We start from the raw sequence: 15,799 nt of genomic DNA, 5'->3' as shown, positions 1-15,799 counted from the left end.
CCGTCAAAGCTGTCCCTGGGCAACAATCGAAGCTTCTTCGGTGCTGCCGACGGTGCTGTGGAAGAAGTAGGCAAAAGGAAGTAGCTAATGACGGGATACCTCAAACCCTGGATGAGCTTCGAAGACCAGCTGAACCAGCTGATCCAGCGGGGCATGACCATCACCGACCGAGCGCTGGCACTGGAATACCTTAGCCGAATAGGCTATTACCGGCTGAGTGGGTACTGGTATGCCTTCAGAGAGCGAAACGACGTGGTTATGCTCGATGGAGGGAAGAAACCGAGCAAGCTGAAGGTGACGAAAGTCCTCACGGACGATTTCAAGCCGGGTGCCACTTTCCAAAATGCCGTGGATCTTTACGTCTTCGATAAACAACTGCGCCTCCTAGCAATGGATGCTCTGGAGCGAATCGAAATCGGTTTGAGGGTAGATATTACCCACGGCCTCGGCGTCCTGGATCCGTTTGCCTACATGCAACCTGGCCTGCTCCATAAGGACTTTTGCGGGAGGATTCTTGCGAGTACGGGAATCAGCCGGCATCAAGATTGGCTGACCCGCCATAACCAGCTGATCTCCCGCTCAAAAGAGGACTTCATTCAGCACTGCAAGGCAAAGTACGGACTTCCATTACCGCTCTGGATTGTTGCGGAGGTTTGGGACTTTGGCACGATGTCCACTCTGTTCAGCGGGATGCGAGAAGCCGACCAAGATGCAATCTCGGCAAAGTACGGCATCTCAAACGGGCGAACCTTTGCGTCCTGGCTGCGAAGCCTTAACTACCTTCGCAACGTCTGTGCTCACCACAGTCGGCTATGGAATAGAAACATTATCGACCAGCCGAAGCTACCGCCGGTGGGAGAGGTCCCCTGGGTCGCGCCCTTTGTAGGGAACGCCCATGCCCTTGCACGGTGCTACCTGCTACTTTGCATAACGCGCCATCTGTTGCGAACGGTAAATCCTCGTTCCACTTGGCCGCAGCGGATGAAGCAGCACCTGCAGCAGTTCCCACAGTTGTCCCACTTGGGGCTCAACGATGCTGGTATGGGGACGCACCCAGGCTGGGACACCGCTTGGTGAAAATTTCAGGCAATAAAAAACCCCTCAGCAGCTTCATCACCGGAGTGAGTCAGCCGAGAGGGGCCGTGTTGAGTCCAATACTAGAGATCGGGTTAGGTGACGTCAACTCCATTGACAGTCTGCCAAATCGATTGCGCCTCAAAGCGTAGCGGCTATGCGCAAGTGGTAAGACGACCTAGAGGCTTATGCTAGAGCTGCTTTCAAGGAAAGAATGTGGTTGCAGCCTAGCCCCAGGCTGCGCTAAGTCCGGATGTTGGATTGCGCCCAGTGAACTGGGCGGCTCCGCACCAGCCTTCGGGCATGATCAGTTCGCGACTACAGCGACGTTACTCCATCTATGACACCTGGGAAGAACACGCATGGAATGCTTCCACATCGACGAGAGTGGCTACACCGGGTTCGATTTGCTCAACCCTGAACAGCGCTTTCAGGGTGCCACCGCCGTGGCCATTACCGATGACGAGGCGGCGCAGCTGATTCGCGCTCATTTCCCCAAGCTGCAGGCACCGGAGCTCAAGTACCACGCGCTGGCAAAGCGGCCTGGCTATCGGCAACCGCTGCTAGACCTGCAGCGGGCCGTGCTGGCACAGCAGAAATGCGTAACCTACATCTGCGACAAGCGCTACCTGCTGCTGCTCATGTTCATGGACTACGCAGTCGAACCGTTCTACTACGAGCGTGGTATGGATTTCTACCAAGACGGCCAGAACTACGCGCTAGCTTCGCTGCTGTACACCGTCGGTCCGACCTTGCTCGGCAAAGCGACCTTCAATGAACTACTCGCGGCCTTCCAGCGGGCGATCAAAGAAAAAACTCCGCAGGCTTTGGAAGCGTTGGTCCGAGCAGTCAGGATGTTGGACTGGCAACAACTACCCGAAGCGCTCGGCCCGCTAGCACTGGCAGCACCTGAATGCCTGTGCGCGATTGCCACGCCGGGCGTCTCAACCGACGCGGCGATGGTGGTACTCCAATCGCTGATCAACCGGATGGAGGTGATGGCGGCGGGACCGTACCGGGTCGAGCACGACCAATCGAAGAACCTACTCACGTACCACGAACTGCTGCAGCGCTATATCGACCACCAGGATGAGGTCGAATTCAGGCAAACGCAGATCGCGGGCATCCGCTTTCCGCTCAAGCTGTCTTCCGTGACCCAGGTCGACTCGAAGACCAGCCCCGCCGTCCAGATCGCTGACGTCATGATCGGGGCTGCCATCGAGGCAGCCAACGGATTAACCGGCCGACGCGCGCCGCTGCTGGACCCGCAGGTCGTGATGTCGCTCTACGCAGAGGATCAATTTATCCACATGTTGCCGTCGATCGACTTCGATGAACAGAAACGATTCCGTGAGGGGTGTCAGGCGGCGGAAATGATCGATTACTTCGCCAAGCACTTTGGCACCAAAACCTCCTAAGGCCGCATGCCATCATAGGGGCACCCAATGGCAAGAATCAGAAAAATCGAGATCGCCAACTTTCGCAGCATCCAGCGGTTGGTCTGGTGCCCGATGCCCGGTATCAACTGCTTGATCGGCCCGGGCGACAGTGGCAAGTCCACGGTATTGGACGCAATCGACCTGTGTTTGGGGGCTAGGCGAAATATCCAGATCTCCGATGCCGATTTCTTCGGTCTGGACATCACGAACCCGATCAGCATCACGCTGACGCTGGGCGACCTCGATGACAGCATGAGGACGCTAGAAAGCTTCGGTGCCTTTCTGCGCGGCTACCACACCGCCACTGGTGTCGTCGAAGACGAACCATCCGCTGGCGCGGAGGTTGTGCTCTGCCTGAACCTGACGATCGCCAGTGACCTGGAGCCGTCCTGGACCCTCATTTCCGACCGCGCCGCCCAGCAAGGCCTGGTGAAGTCACTAGCATGGAAAGATCGCGTGGCGCTGGCGCCCACGCGGATCGGGGCTCTTGCGGACTACAACCTGAGCTGGCAACGGGGTTCGGTTCTAAACCGCATCTCGGAGGAGCGGGCCGATGCCTCGGCGGCCCTGGTCAAGGCGGCGCGGGATGCGCGCTCGACCTTTGGCGACCAGGCCGAACAGCAGTTGGGCGAGGCGTTGGGTATCGTCGCCACGACCGCCCAGGAACTGGGCGTCCACATCGGCGCGAAGGCCAGAGCGCTACTCGACTCGCATTCCGTGTCGTTCGGCGGCGGCACCATTTCCCTGCACAACGAGGGCGGTATTCCGCTTCGCAGCTTGGGGGTCGGCTCCACCCGTCTGTTAGTCGCCGGACTGCAGCGCAAGGCGGCCAGTCAGGCGTCGATCGTGCTGTCGGATGAGCTGGAATACGGCCTGGAGCCGCACCGCATCGCGCGGTTCCTAGGCTCCCTCGGTGCGAAGGAGGCGGCTCCGCTGCAGGTATTCCTAACCACGCATTCGCCTGTGGCACTCAGGGAACTCTCGGGGAGCCAGCTCTTCGTGCTGCGCAGCGGCCCCCACGGCCACGAGGCTCGGGTGGTCGGGACTGACAATGACATCCAGAGCACCATTCGCCTGTACCCCGAGGCTTTCCTGGCACGTTCTGTGATCGTGTGTGAGGGAGCCAGCGAGATCGGGCTCCTTCGAGGCCTGGATCTGCACCGGATAGAACAGGGAGGCGTGTCCTTGGCGGCGCAGGGCGTTGCCATGGTCGACTGCGGTGGCGGCGATGCAGATCGTCCGTACGCGCGCGCAGCGGTTTTCCAGTCCTTGGGCTATCGGGTCATGGTCGTGCGCGATGACGACAAACAGCCCACGGCCACCATCGAACAGGCATTCCTTCAGGGCGGCGGTGCCGTCGTTGCCTACCGCGCAGGCAGGGCGTTAGAGGACGAGTTGTTCGGCAGTCTAACGCCGGTGGCCTGCCAGAAGCTGATCAACTACGCATATGAGCTACATGGCGACCTGATTCACGAGCACCTTCGCACGGTCTCGAACAACACGCTTACCATCCAAGCCGTCTGGGACGAGATTCAGAACACCAACGCGCTATCGGTGCCAAGCCGAACCCTGCTCGGGCAGGCGGCACGCATCCGTAAGGCTGGCTGGTTCAAATCCATCTCCTGGATGGAGGACGTGGCGAGAACCATCGTGGCACCTGACCTACCTCTGTGCGATCCGGGCTTCAACGCATTGATGACCCAGGTATCAGGGTGGGCTGCTCATGGGCCCCGTTGAGATCGACCTGCGTGCGATCGCACGTGGCACGGTCACGGCACCGGCCGGCTGCGGCAAGACGCAATTGATCGCCCACGCGCTGGCCGGCCACCGAGGCAGCAAACCCATCCTCGTGCTCACGCACACGAACGCCGGTGTGGCAGCCCTGCGCGGCCGGCTCGATCGAGCAGGCGTGCCGCACAGTGCCTATCGATTGAGCACGATCGACGGCTGGGCTATCCGCTTGATCGCGAGTTTTCCGGGCCGTAGCGGCCACGACCCCGACATCCTGCGGATCGCCACGCCGGCTCACGACTACCCGGCGGTCCGGGAGGCGGCCTGGAAGTTGCTGCAGGCCGGGCACGTCAGCGAGGTGCTGAAAGCGTCCTATGCGCAACTCATCGTCGATGAATATCAGGACTGCTCGGTGCCCCAGCACTACATCGTCTACTTTCTCTCGCTGATCCTGCCGACCTGCGTGCTCGGCGACCCGATGCAGGCCATCTTCGGGTTTCGCGGCAATGCCCTGGCCGATTGGAACCAGCAGGTGTGCGCGCATTTTCCGGTTGTGGCCGAACTGGCTACGCCATGGCGATGGCGCAATGCCGGCGCTGAAGCGCTCGGGCTGTGGCTGCTAGAGGCCCGGCGTTTGCTGGCCGCTGGGCAGCAGGTAGACCTGCGCACTGGGCCGGCAGCGCATGTAATGTGGACTCAAGTCACGCCACCCAACGATCACGCACAGCGACTGACCGCAGCTCGGACGGCACCGCCTACTCCAGATGGCCACGTGCTGCTCATCGCCGATAGCCGCAATCGTGCGATCCAACAGAATTTCGCGAGCCAGACACCAGGGGCGTCGACCGTTGAGGCCGTTGATCTGCAAGACCTCATTACCTTCGGTAGCAGCTTTGACGTGGCTTCGCCGGATGCCCTGGGACAGCTTCTTACCCTAGCGCAGAGCGTCATGACCAACGTAGGTGTACCAGAGCTCACACGGCGTCTGGATTCGTTGGCGCGAGGAACCGCCAGGAATCCGCCATCCGAAGCGGAGAGCCGTGCCTTGGAATTCCTGCGCGTACCGTCTATTGCCGCCGCCGCTGCGCTGCTGTCGGAGCTGCGCGCTATGCCGAATGTGCGCGTGCACCGGCCCGCCATTCTCTACGGCGTGCTAAAGGCGTTGCGGGAAGCCGCGCCAGGAACCGTACCGCTGGCGGAGGCCACCAGGCGCGTGCGGGAAGAAAACCGACTGTTGGGCCGACCGCTGCCCAAGCGTGCAGTGGGCAGCACTCTACTGCTTAAGGGGCTGGAAGCGGAGGTGGCCGTGGTGCTGAACACAGAGGGCATGAGCGCACAGCACCTATACGTGGCCATGACCCGCGGGTCGATGAAGCTGGTGGTGTGTAGCCCCAATGCCATGGTTGGATAGTTCAGAGATGTGGAATGACAACAGAGAAGCAGTTCGGAGAACAGAGCACGAAGGAGACGCCTGAGCGACCTCAACACACGAGCACTATGCACGCAGCTACTCGTCAAGCCAGTAGACGTAGTTGAACAGAGCGTCTACCTCAGAGAGATTTTCCAACTCTAATTGAGTTTGAACCTCCCTGGCGTCTCGGCAGAATTGCTCGTAAAGCTCGGGGGTAACATTGGTTTTCAACGGCCGCAGGGGATATTGATCGTAACCGGCGACTATCAACCCGCTCACCGCATTCTGGTTCATCACCGCATATCGCTGGTTGTCCAAGGAATGGAGGATCTCCGTCAGGACATTAATGCCCGCTCGATCAATACCCACGAAGTGCCTGTGCAATAACTCAAATGCTTGGGCGGGTGTTGCGCGGTTCAGCTCCAAGACCTCTGCAAGGGCGCAGATGAAGAGACTTGAGTTCTGCGACACGATACGCTTCCCGCGATGCAGTCCTCCAGAATGAAAGCATTCGATCAGACCTTCGTAAGCTTCGAGAAAATTATCGCGGGTGACCTTACCTAATCCAGCGATATCTTTAACTCGCCGCCTCGCCATGAGCCGATCTCTAGCACGGTAAGTTTGTTGGGCCGCAAACCCATAAGGCGAATCGTCAGCCTGCATGTCAGCCAGCCGGTCAGCCAACACCTCCAAGCTGTGCAAGTCACCGCGGCTGATTTTTTCCGCACGTCGACTTGCCATCTTCCGCCAAGCCTCGTGAACGGCATGGAGTTTTGCATACCCATCAATGCGCGCCGTCGTTGCACGAGTGAGCGCACCCTCTTCGATCAAGCCACCAAAGTGCTCTTGGACAGATGCCATCAATGCACCGTCGCGATCATTGACGACGACCGATGCCTCGTAATTGTTGGAGAAGCCACCAGCAGTCAGGTTGGCGGAGCCGACGATTACTCTGTGACCTCCCGGCTCGCGCACCGCGTAGATCTTGGGATGGAAGGTTTCTTCCGCTGAACTCAGGTAGAACTCAAGTTTGTTCTGGGAATTCTTTTCCACCTTGAGCAGCTCATACAGCATCGCGGGATCGGTCACGAACAGACTCAGGCCAACCGCCACCCGAGCTGTCATCCCGCGAGCGATCGCCTGCTTAAGAGGCTCTAGGATAGCCTCGCTCGCGGAAGACTTAGCAAACGCAACCATGCACTCCAAGTGTTCAGCATTAGCCAGTAGCCCGATGATCTCGTCGCCATGACCTGAGTCATAGCCATTCAATAACAGCTTGAATCCTTGTGCCATTTTATCGCTCACAGTTTTTGCCACAGACTTGGTGTCTTCGAAAATGACGATCTTTTGACTGCCCAGATGGAGACGCTCACGAAAAGCCTTCAGCCTAGCCGTGTACAGAAAGTCACTAATTTGTGATGCTCCGTGCATGGCTTGTCGTCATGCGAGGTTGGATCTCTCCACAAATTGAGCCAGCATCCGGGCATCCTGAAGGGCATGGTGGGGCGGTTCCTCCCCATCGGCAGAAACCTCGATGTCGCAGCGGATCCTCCCCGCCTCTACTCCTCCTGGTAACCCATCCGGGCCTGCCAGCCAAATCAGCAAAGGCCAATCCCAGTCAGGCGCATCGCTGATGATCTCCACCGGACCGAGCCGAAGGAGGAAATCCAGTAGTTCTATTCGCGCCCGCTCTGTCGTGCGCCCATAGGCCGCCTGGTCCAACTGTGGCAGCACAATCTCCCGGACGAAATCGGAGCAGTCACCCTCTTCCCAGGCATCAGTCAGTTCGACATAGAACTCGGGGCCACCTGGTACAACTAGGGCAAGACTGATTAGCTTGCAGGTGTAGCGGTTCAGATTAGTGAATTCGGTGTCCAAGTAGACCCTGTATTTCGTCATCCGAGGTTGCTCCGTTGAGCTATGCACCGTGCATAGGTCTTCGCCACCATTCCGATCCGCCGACCTGCCGCCATTGAATCGTTCGGCAGCGAACGGCTCATCCCTCGCTCTTTTCGTGGTCTCCGAAGAGCAGACTCCCAGTGCACCAAACGGCGTGGCCGAAGTTGCGGATCAATTGCTCGCCCTGTCGCAGATATGACGCAGTGGTGTCGATGCCGGCGAGCTTGAGGGCTTCGCCGATCTTCGAGCTCGTCGGGTGCGCGTCGCCAAGGCGCATGTCGTAGGCGCCGGCGATAGCAGCGAAGACCTCGCGCGCACGCGCCTCTCCGGCCTTCTGGGCCAAGATACTCTGAAGCAATTTGTTAGAGCCCAGTTTCTCCTTGTCAGGGTGGTTGGACAGCTTTCGAAGAGAGCGAACGTCGAGTCGATCTGAGAAGATGCGAACGAGTTCCTTGGCCAACCGCAAGAGCGAAGCCTGATCTTTGCTCGAAAAGCGAGAGACGTGCTGCATCGACGCGGCATCGTCAATCTCGTGCGAGAACAGCGACACGCCGAAGGCCTTGCGGAACTCGGCTTCCAGCAGCCGCATGCACCCGAATAGCATCTCTTCCACGGCATGGGTGTCTGCCGGCTGCGCCTTGACCTGAGAGGCCAGGAGCTCGGCACTGACCTTGCCATCCGGCGCAACGTTACTCGCGGCCCAGAGGAACTGCTCCCAGGCGGGCAGCTTGGCGATGTCGTAGGCGTAGACGGTGATGAGTTCCGAGGCGTTGATACCGAAATGGGTTGAATACCCCGAGGTGGATTCGATCGCTCCGGTTTCAGCCGTGTACCACTTCAAGGAGAAGCCTCGATGGCTCAGGAGCTCGTTGACCACGGACGGGCGGAACCAGAGCCATCGTCCGACGTCTTCGTCGTTGAGCTCGGCCGAGAACTTACGCGAGCCGTCCGTGTCGACGATGAAGTGCGGCAGGTTCTGATCCTCGTCCCCGCGCACACGCGTGCTCGTTCCCTGATGTTCGATCCATTCGTCTCGCCAGAACTCACCCTCGACGCGCACGCCGGGGTAGCCGCTTCTATGGCCCTTGGCGCTCTCTGAGGCGGTGTTGTCGTTCGTCTCGGGCCTCATGACCGGAGCGTCTTCCTCCTCGTCAACGTCGGTGCGCCACACACGAAACGACGCCCAGCTCCCGCCGAACACAGCGTTCAGCGCCTTGATGCGCAGATCGTACCGTCCACCTTCACGCTCCTCCTGGATCTCGGTCAGGCTGGCATAGGGGCTGTCCTTGAGGTCGGCCACGTTCTCGACGCGCTGGCGGTAATAGGAGAGACGAAGGGATAGGCCGCGAGCGGCCAGGTAATCAATCAGGAATTCCCGCTTGATCTCGATCAGGCGATGGCTGCCATCGCTGTCCACCGTCTCCCTGGCGACCACGACAAAGTCCTCTTCCGGCCTGACCCAGTTCGGCCCCTCCTTAATCAGGCGAAGCGCGACCACCAAGTCCGGATTCAGAATCCACTGTCGGCCTCCGACCACGGGCTGCGGATGCTCGAAAACGAGGTTGGTCCCGATGGGCTCCTTGTCGTTGAACTGATACTCATCGATAGGCGAGTAATGGCCGTCCGAGTAAGCATACGGCGCCACGGTATACCCAATGCCGATGTCGCTCCAACTCAAGCGCTCGGCAAGCTCGTGATGCTGCTTGGGAAAGGCGACGGAGCCACAGGCGAATACATCTCCGACATACCCCACTTCCTTCACGTTGCCCTTCTCGTCATTTAGCGACGCACGAAGGGGGATCCAGGTCGCCCGAGAAAACGGACGCCGAATTTCAGAGGTTTGAAGAATCCAGGCTTCGGTCATAGATCAATTCTCTAAGTGATCTCAGCAGCCACTACTTTAATCCAGCAATGACTGATCAGGTCGAGTTCAAATAGGAGGGCTACAGTGACCTATGCACCGTGCATAGGTGGACCACATAGAGCTTCGTAGGCGCTTGCAGACTCCGAGTTGACGCCTGTCCGCGAGCCCAATACCCTAGCCGACAAGAATAACCCCCACGCCTCGGACCGGCCTGCCGGCACTGCGCACCAGGGGGTTAGTTTTTTTCGCAGGACATGCTTTGAGAGCTGCATCAGTTTTCGCCGTATCTATCATGTCGCCCGCCCCCGTCTCTCCTCCGAAGAGGTAATCTGCTTGTCGATGGCATCAGCCATCGCATGAGCAAGCGCCTTCGCAACTCCACCGGCCATTTCAGCCAGCACATCGACAATTCGGATCTGCTCGCGGGGATCGCTCGGAGCAATCGCCTTTGCGACTGCGGCAGGGTTGGATAGCACTGTCTGCAGCGCGTCGAGATCGTTTTCGTTCAGGTCGAGATTCAAGGTGATTCGGCGCGTCATGGCTTTTCCTTGTTCAGGGGAGCGCTCATTGGCCAGATGAGAAGGCCGGTGACCATCGCCTCAGCGAGCTCCTGAGCGTGCTCCGACCAACAAAAGATTTCGATAGTGATGATCCCGCTATCGCTGGCCTCCTGAGCTGCGACGATCAGATCGACCTGCAGAGCAATTGGCACCGGGCGCTCGCTGAATGCTACGAGGCTCCAGCCTGGTTCACGGCCGATGCCGATTGGCTCCGGCGTGATGTAGGCCTCGACGATTTCTGCCGCACCGGTGATTGCCTCCAGGGCTCGCATAAATGGCGCAGCCAAGGGGTCACCGGCACTCGATTTCAGCCGGGCCAGCTCGATTTCGTGGCGATGAATCTGCAGATCCCGCATCTGCTGCGCGAGCAGATTCTCTTGATCAGACATCCTCAAGATCCTCCAGAGCAGAGGCCAGCCTTGCATGCTCCTGGTCCCAAAGGCTCAAGAAATTGTGCCAGTCGGACACATACGAGCCATTGAGCTGGCGCGTTGAACCGATTGAGGCAAGTGCAAAGCGGGTAGCCCATGGCTCAGGTATATCGATGTCTCGCACGTATGGGATGTAGCCCTCCACAACGGTGACCGGCACAAGGGCTTGCACTTCTCCTGTCGACAGATGCGCAGCTTCACCGATCGGGCGTTCTCGGTCCTGCTGAAGGATGGCGGACAGCTCGCGCAGAGCTGCTCGGCGCACCGCGAGATCGAATGAGCTCAAGGCTCTCAGAGCAGTGCGCCGCCAGCGCTCGCGCTCCTGGAGGCTGTAAACAGACAGCTGCTCAGCGCTGGCATCCACCATCTGGGCGCAGAAAAATGCTGCCGCCGGGAGTCTGGTCATCCGCGCCTGGGCATCCCTATCGGCCCCGACAAACGCAACGCGCAGACCGAACAGTGCCGATGTGTTCAGCGCATCTCGCGCGGCTTTCAGCGCGTAGATGATTTCTGACAGCTCAAATCGTTCAGTGTGATCGACCAGCAGATAGATCGGCGCGCGGAGACGGGCGCTCGCCGCCTCCAGGGTTGCCGAGAGCGTATGCCCCGGCGCCGTTCCGAGCTGATCGCCGATCTGCTCAATCGCCAGTTGCATGCTGTCCGCCTCGGTCAACATCGCGACCGGCCGTCCAACGGCGTGCAGGACTTCTGCGATGGCCTGGGCGGTGCCAGCAGGCGCGTGGATGAATAGACCTGAGCCGGTGTCGGCGATCTGATTGAGCAGCGGCGATGCAGCCGCCGCACCGTTAGTCCTGGGGTTGGCATTACATTGACCTCCTCTGTGCTGGGGTTTCCTGCGTCTCCTCCTCCACCGCCGCCGGTTTCGGTGCAACCGGCGGCTGAGGGGCTTCGGCCTGCTGATCGGACTCGGCCTGCTGCGGCTGGCTTTGCTGTCGCCGGAGCAGATCGTTTGGATCCTCTCCATCAGCCATTTTGTAGTCCTCCCGGCGGTCAGCGACCTGCAGGTTGGGAGCTTGCTCAGCGAGCAGTTGCTTCAATGCTTCGGTATGCCGGGTGCCTGCATCGTCCTGGTCATAAACGAGATCGACCTGCCGAGCAACGGTACGGTCGGCCAGGCCACGCAGCGCGCGGGAGGTATCGTCGGCAGGGTTCCCGCCAGAGCTGACGTAGAGCGTGCGGGCGCGCTGCTCGGGGGTGTCGAGTTGATACAGGCTGAGGGCATCGAGCCCGCCCTCAGCGACCTTGATTCGTTCAGGGTTCACGCAACTTGGATTGGCGATGTAGATGCCCCGCTCGCTCTTCGAGAAAAGCGCTGGGCCATCCTGCTTACGCTCGAAACCAGTGAATTTGCCGTCTTCGCGAACATGCGGAAAAACGGCGCTTCCGTGCCGGTCAGTGCGCCATTTCGTTTCGGCGAGAGCCTGCTCGGAGATTCCGCGCGATGCAAGGAAGGCGTTGGGCTGATCGGTGGTCTGCCTGTACTGTTTGAATGCTGCAGCGCGGCGAAACTCGGCCTGCAGCGCCTCCTGCTCGCGCCGCTGCCCGGCCAGGGCGGCACGCTCCGCAGTCGGCGTCCCCTGGTACTTGATCCCGGATTCGAAGTCGCGTCCGAAGGCGATTTTCCGCAGTTCATCACGGGTTTCGAGGAAGCTCGCGCCGGTGGCGTGCTGATGGAGGTGAAAAACGTCGCCACCGACGCCTGAACCCTTCCCTGCCTTTGTCGCCACCCAGCTCGGCTCGCCTCGCGCATTGGATTTGAGGGTGATCTCGTGCATGGGGTCAGCCTTATCGAGCGCCTTGTTTTTCATGCGGACACGGGCGCCCGATCCGCTCACCTGGACGTACCCCAACCGCTCGGCGTGGGCGCACAGGTCTACGCCGTCGCGGATCGCTTGGGTCTCGCGTTGCTGCTCAGCTTTAGTCCAAAGCCTGCGTGGTCTCACTGGAGCCAGCGGCGTCAGATCGTGAGTTTTCTGCCCAACCGGCTGCGTCGGCAGTGGCTCCGCGAGCAGTGCAACGCGCTCAGCACCGGCTGGTAGATCATAGGGCTTGCCGGGCTTGAGGCGGGTGTCTGCGGGCTGGTCGATCAGACCGGAGACAGCAAAACCCCGGGCGGCTGCTAAGTCGTGGTCGGCCTGAGTCGCGGGCATCACGCTGATTTCCGGGGCCTTCTTCGGCTCGGCCTGCAGCTGGCCGGGATACTGGAAGCGCTCGCCGGTTTTCTCCAACAGGTCTTTTGTGCTCGGCTGTTGGGCCTGGATCGGCTTGTCCGGGTGCAAACCGGCCTCGGCATTGGCGCGAATCAACGCGCGGAATTCCTTGTCAGCATCGAGCGCACAGCGCTTGGACCTGAAGGCCACAGTGTTGCGGCCCAGCGTGTTAATCGCGTCTTGGTCGTTCTCGATATAGAAGCCGCAGGCCTGGCGAGAACGGGTGAAGGCCACGTAAGCCAGGCGTCGATCGGTCGAGTCCGAGGTTAGGTAGAAAGCGCGATCGACGGTCAGCCCCTGCGACTTGTGCACGGTCATCGCGTAAGCGTGGTCAAGGGAGGCGTACTCCGACAAAAGCCAGCTCACTTCCGTCCCGGTGCGGTCGAGGCGCGCGGTGAGCCTGGTGTCGTAGACTGGTTCGCCATTTTCGTCGATGTCGATCTGCACGCGCTCAATAGCGGTCAGGGTGGCCCGATCACCGTTGTAGGCGGGTTCGCCATCAATCTTCTGGTTCTTACGCAGCATGATCCGGTCGCCTGGGGCTAGGTCGAGGTCTGCGTAATCGCCTCGGCCCGTCTCGACCGGCACACGAAGTTGCTGGGCCCTATCCAGCTCGCCGGTCGAAAAACGGTGCTCGCGCACCTTGGAGTTCAGGGCTCGAACAGACTGATTACGGTCGGCCAGGAGCAGAATACTTTTCCACTCAGTGCCAGCCGCGCGAGCCTCCAGGGCATCGCGCATCATGAGGTCGATCGGCTTATCTTTGATGCCTTCGGCCGGCATTTTCAGCAGGCCGCGGCTCACCATCATGCTCAGGGCGTCAAGGCCGCCCTGTTCTGCTGGGCCTTCAAACCAAGCCTGCGAGATTGCTCTGTCGGCGGGGTCTTTTTGACGAGCGATTTCGATGAGCTCAGAGCAACCAACTTCTTGCGTGAGCATGTCCAGACTTGACGCCGAGCCGACAGCTTCGAGCTGACGGCCGTCCCCGACCAGAATCAATTTCGCGCCGGCCGCATCGCAATACCCAGCGAGCTTGTGCAGAGTGCGCAAGTCGGCCAGACCGGCCTCATCGCAGACGATCACATCCGTCGGCCGTAGCTTCTCTCGAAATTTCTCGTTGTCGTTTTCGAGGCGCATCAACAGGGAATGGATTGTCCTCGACTTGATGCCCGCGGAGTTTTCCAGCTCGGCGGCAGCTGCCCCCGAGGGGGCCAGACCGATAACTCGGTTGCCGCTCGACTCGTAAGCGAGGCGCAGGGCGGTCAGGCTGGCTGATTTCCCCGTACCGGCGGCCCCCTGGAGGATCTGAAAGCGTGAGCCAGAAGCGCAGTGCTGAACAGCCGCGCGCTGCTCTTCACGCATCCGGAAACCCTTTTCGTCCTCGAAGCGGGAAATCGCTGCAGAAACGCGCTCACCCGGAATGGCGAAGCGCTCCGTAGACACCTGTGCGGCGTGAGCATACGAGAGCAATTCCGCTTCAAGCTGGCGGTAAGGCTCAGTCGTGAACTCCCGAGGACGACCTTCTTCTGGCGGAAGTTCGATCACGCCGAGTTGCTGGACTAATCCGACTCGGATCGAGGGAATAGCCTGCTCGCCGCCGTGCAGGATCGACAACTGCGCTGCCGCACGGTCCAAGGCGGGAGCACCGAACACTGAAGCGTTCCGGAAAACCAATTGCTCAGCAAACAGCCTAGTCTGAGGGGTCAGGTCTCCTCGCTGCAGCTCCTGCTGCAAATTCGCCAGTTGCTCACGCCATTCGGCGCGCAGCTCGTCACTGTCTTTCTCCTTTTTGCCTTCCCTCGTCCGTTTCGCCGCACCTCGGGCTGAGTCGGCGCCGCTCGCCCCCATCTCGGCGAGTGCCTGCAGGATTTCGATTCGGCGAGTGGAAAATTGGAGGACAGTTTCGCGAGAGATCCCCGCCACCCGCAAGCCGTTGCGCTCCAGGTCAACTTCTAGGTGTCGAGCAACCTGCGGCAGGTCACGCTGCAAAGCACGGGCGAGGTAGGAATCGAAAAGAGCCGCGAACTCAGTTTGCCGCCGGAACAACTCACCACCGTCGAGCGGACGCCATCTGCCATCGGCACCGAGACAAGCGTTGGGGATTTCGGCGTGAACGTGGAGATGCGGCTCCTGATTGCGATTTGTGAAATGAAGGTAGGTCGCCGCGACCATTCGGCCATTGTGCCGATCACAACCGCCGGCTCCGGTTCGATAGCCGACATAGCCCTGTCGCTCCGCGTAGTCGAAGACGCTGCGTGAGGCTTCCATCATTGCCCGCTCGACAATCATCTGATCCTCGCGGGGCAGCGAGGCATATAAAAGCGAGATTGTCTTGTCAGCGTTGAAACTCGTTGAGTAGCCCGCTAGCCCAGTGCCTCGATCCAGTTCGCCTTGGCGACGTTCGGAAACGTAGCGCTCTCTCATGCGCGGGTTAGTGCCCGACATGAGCGCTGCGTAGTCGCCGTCCTGGGGGGTGACGCCTAGCCCCAGCGCTGCGCTGGCACTGCCAGCGTACTCGGCGACCAGGGTTCCAGCACCCGGAGCGTGGTAATAGTCCTCGCCACCGCTGCGCGGCTCACTCGCGTCGTCCCGGACTTGGCCCTCTCCGCGCTCGAAATACGCGGCGCGGGCAGCGATGTCGCCACCCGCGAATTTGTCGATGGTGAAGATGGCCATCAGTTGCCATCCCCCAGGGCCGCGGCCATAACCTCGGCAACCGCGCGCTGCGCGCCAATACGACTCGCGTCCGCGAGCCGATCCCCCAGAAGGGAGAATGCGCTTTCGATTTCGGCGCGGACCGCGAGAGCGGCTTCAGCATCCAGGCCGACAGTTTTGGCGTCGTGTAGGCGCAACTCGCCTCGCATGAGGGCGATCAGATCTGAGGTCGGTACGGCCTCAAGAATCGCTTGCATGACCCCTGATTTCGGCACGCCGGCGTCACGCACCAGGCGCTCGAACGCCTGCCGGGACCGCTCACTGCGAATGGTCTGCGTGTGGTTTTGTCGCTCGAAAGCCATCTCCTTCCCTCTCCGCCTGGGCCGCTACTACGCCTGTAGTAATCACCTGCACACCCAAAGTGCCCGATTGGCGCGGGCTTACACGGCAGCACCTCGCGAAGCGAGTGCAGCCGTGTTCAAGCCTCCGCCTCTAAACTACACA

At 60.3% G+C, this 15,799-nt stretch carries 12 protein-coding genes; 4 read left to right on the top strand and 8 right to left on the bottom strand.

The window, feature by feature from the left end:
- The first annotated feature begins 87 nt into the window (after window positions 1–87).
- The 4 genes from IN820_RS01535 (at window position 88) to IN820_RS01520 (ending at window position 5,655) form a co-directional block, all read left to right on the top strand.
- On the top strand, window positions 88–1,077 hold the full coding sequence (locus IN820_RS01535) for an Abi family protein (protein WP_193679288.1): 990 nt from the start codon (window positions 88–90) through the stop codon (window positions 1,075–1,077).
- 359 nt (window positions 1,078–1,436) lie between these two features.
- Window positions 1,437–2,492: a DUF3800 domain-containing protein gene (locus IN820_RS01530; protein ID WP_193679287.1), complete on the top strand. Its 1,056-nt coding sequence runs from the start codon at window positions 1,437–1,439 to the stop codon at window positions 2,490–2,492.
- 27 nt (window positions 2,493–2,519) lie between these two features.
- Window positions 2,520–4,250 carry an ATP-dependent nuclease gene (locus tag IN820_RS01525; protein WP_193679286.1) on the top strand — a complete coding sequence of 577 codons (1,731 nt, stop codon included), beginning with the start codon at window positions 2,520–2,522 and terminating at the stop codon, window positions 4,248–4,250.
- On the top strand, window positions 4,237–5,655 hold the full coding sequence (locus IN820_RS01520) for a UvrD-helicase domain-containing protein (protein WP_193679285.1): 1,419 nt from the start codon (window positions 4,237–4,239) through the stop codon (window positions 5,653–5,655). The genes IN820_RS01525 and IN820_RS01520 overlap by 14 nt, the downstream gene beginning before the upstream one ends.
- A gap of 96 nt (window positions 5,656–5,751) precedes the next feature.
- Here IN820_RS01520 and IN820_RS01515 read toward each other — a convergent pair whose 3' ends face one another.
- The 8 genes from IN820_RS01515 to IN820_RS01480 all read right to left on the bottom strand — a co-directional run bounded on the left by IN820_RS01515 (window position 5,752) and on the right by IN820_RS01480 (window position 15,657).
- Window positions 5,752–7,086, bottom strand: coding sequence for a phospholipase D family protein (locus tag IN820_RS01515; protein WP_235989044.1), 1,335 nt, complete (start codon window positions 7,084–7,086; stop codon window positions 5,752–5,754).
- A 9-nt stretch (window positions 7,087–7,095) separates the two neighbouring features.
- Entirely contained in the window at window positions 7,096–7,554 is a 459-nt protein-coding gene (locus IN820_RS01510) for a 3'-5' exonuclease family protein (RefSeq protein ID WP_193679284.1), read from the bottom strand.
- Window positions 7,555–7,651: 97 nt separating this feature from the next.
- A complete protein-coding gene (locus tag IN820_RS01505) occupies window positions 7,652–9,418 on the bottom strand; it encodes a hypothetical protein (protein WP_193679283.1) in 1,767 nt (588 codons plus the stop codon).
- 290 nt (window positions 9,419–9,708) lie between these two features.
- Window positions 9,709–9,957 carry a hypothetical protein gene (locus tag IN820_RS01500; RefSeq protein ID WP_193679282.1) on the bottom strand — a complete coding sequence of 83 codons (249 nt, stop codon included), beginning with the start codon at window positions 9,955–9,957 and terminating at the stop codon, window positions 9,709–9,711.
- Entirely contained in the window at window positions 9,954–10,367 is a 414-nt protein-coding gene (locus IN820_RS01495; RefSeq protein WP_193679281.1) for a hypothetical protein, read from the bottom strand. Before IN820_RS01495 ends, IN820_RS01500 begins: the two co-directional genes overlap by 4 nt.
- Window positions 10,360–11,064: a hypothetical protein gene (locus IN820_RS01490; RefSeq protein WP_193679280.1), complete on the bottom strand. Its 705-nt coding sequence runs from the start codon at window positions 11,062–11,064 to the stop codon at window positions 10,360–10,362. Before IN820_RS01490 ends, IN820_RS01495 begins: the two co-directional genes overlap by 8 nt.
- 169 nt (window positions 11,065–11,233) lie before the next feature.
- Window positions 11,234–15,316 carry a MobF family relaxase gene (gene mobF, locus IN820_RS01485; protein ID WP_193679279.1) on the bottom strand — a complete coding sequence of 1,361 codons (4,083 nt, stop codon included), beginning with the start codon at window positions 15,314–15,316 and terminating at the stop codon, window positions 11,234–11,236.
- Window positions 15,316–15,657 carry a hypothetical protein gene (locus IN820_RS01480; protein ID WP_193679278.1) on the bottom strand — a complete coding sequence of 114 codons (342 nt, stop codon included), beginning with the start codon at window positions 15,655–15,657 and terminating at the stop codon, window positions 15,316–15,318. Before IN820_RS01480 ends, mobF begins: the two co-directional genes overlap by 1 nt.
- Between the last annotated feature and the right edge of the window lie 142 nt (window positions 15,658–15,799).

It is taken from the genome of Pseudomonas lopnurensis (assembly GCF_015070855.1).
Lineage (GTDB): Bacteria > Pseudomonadota > Gammaproteobacteria > Pseudomonadales > Pseudomonadaceae > Stutzerimonas > Stutzerimonas lopnurensis.
This window is presented reverse-complemented; position numbering and strand designations above follow the sequence as displayed.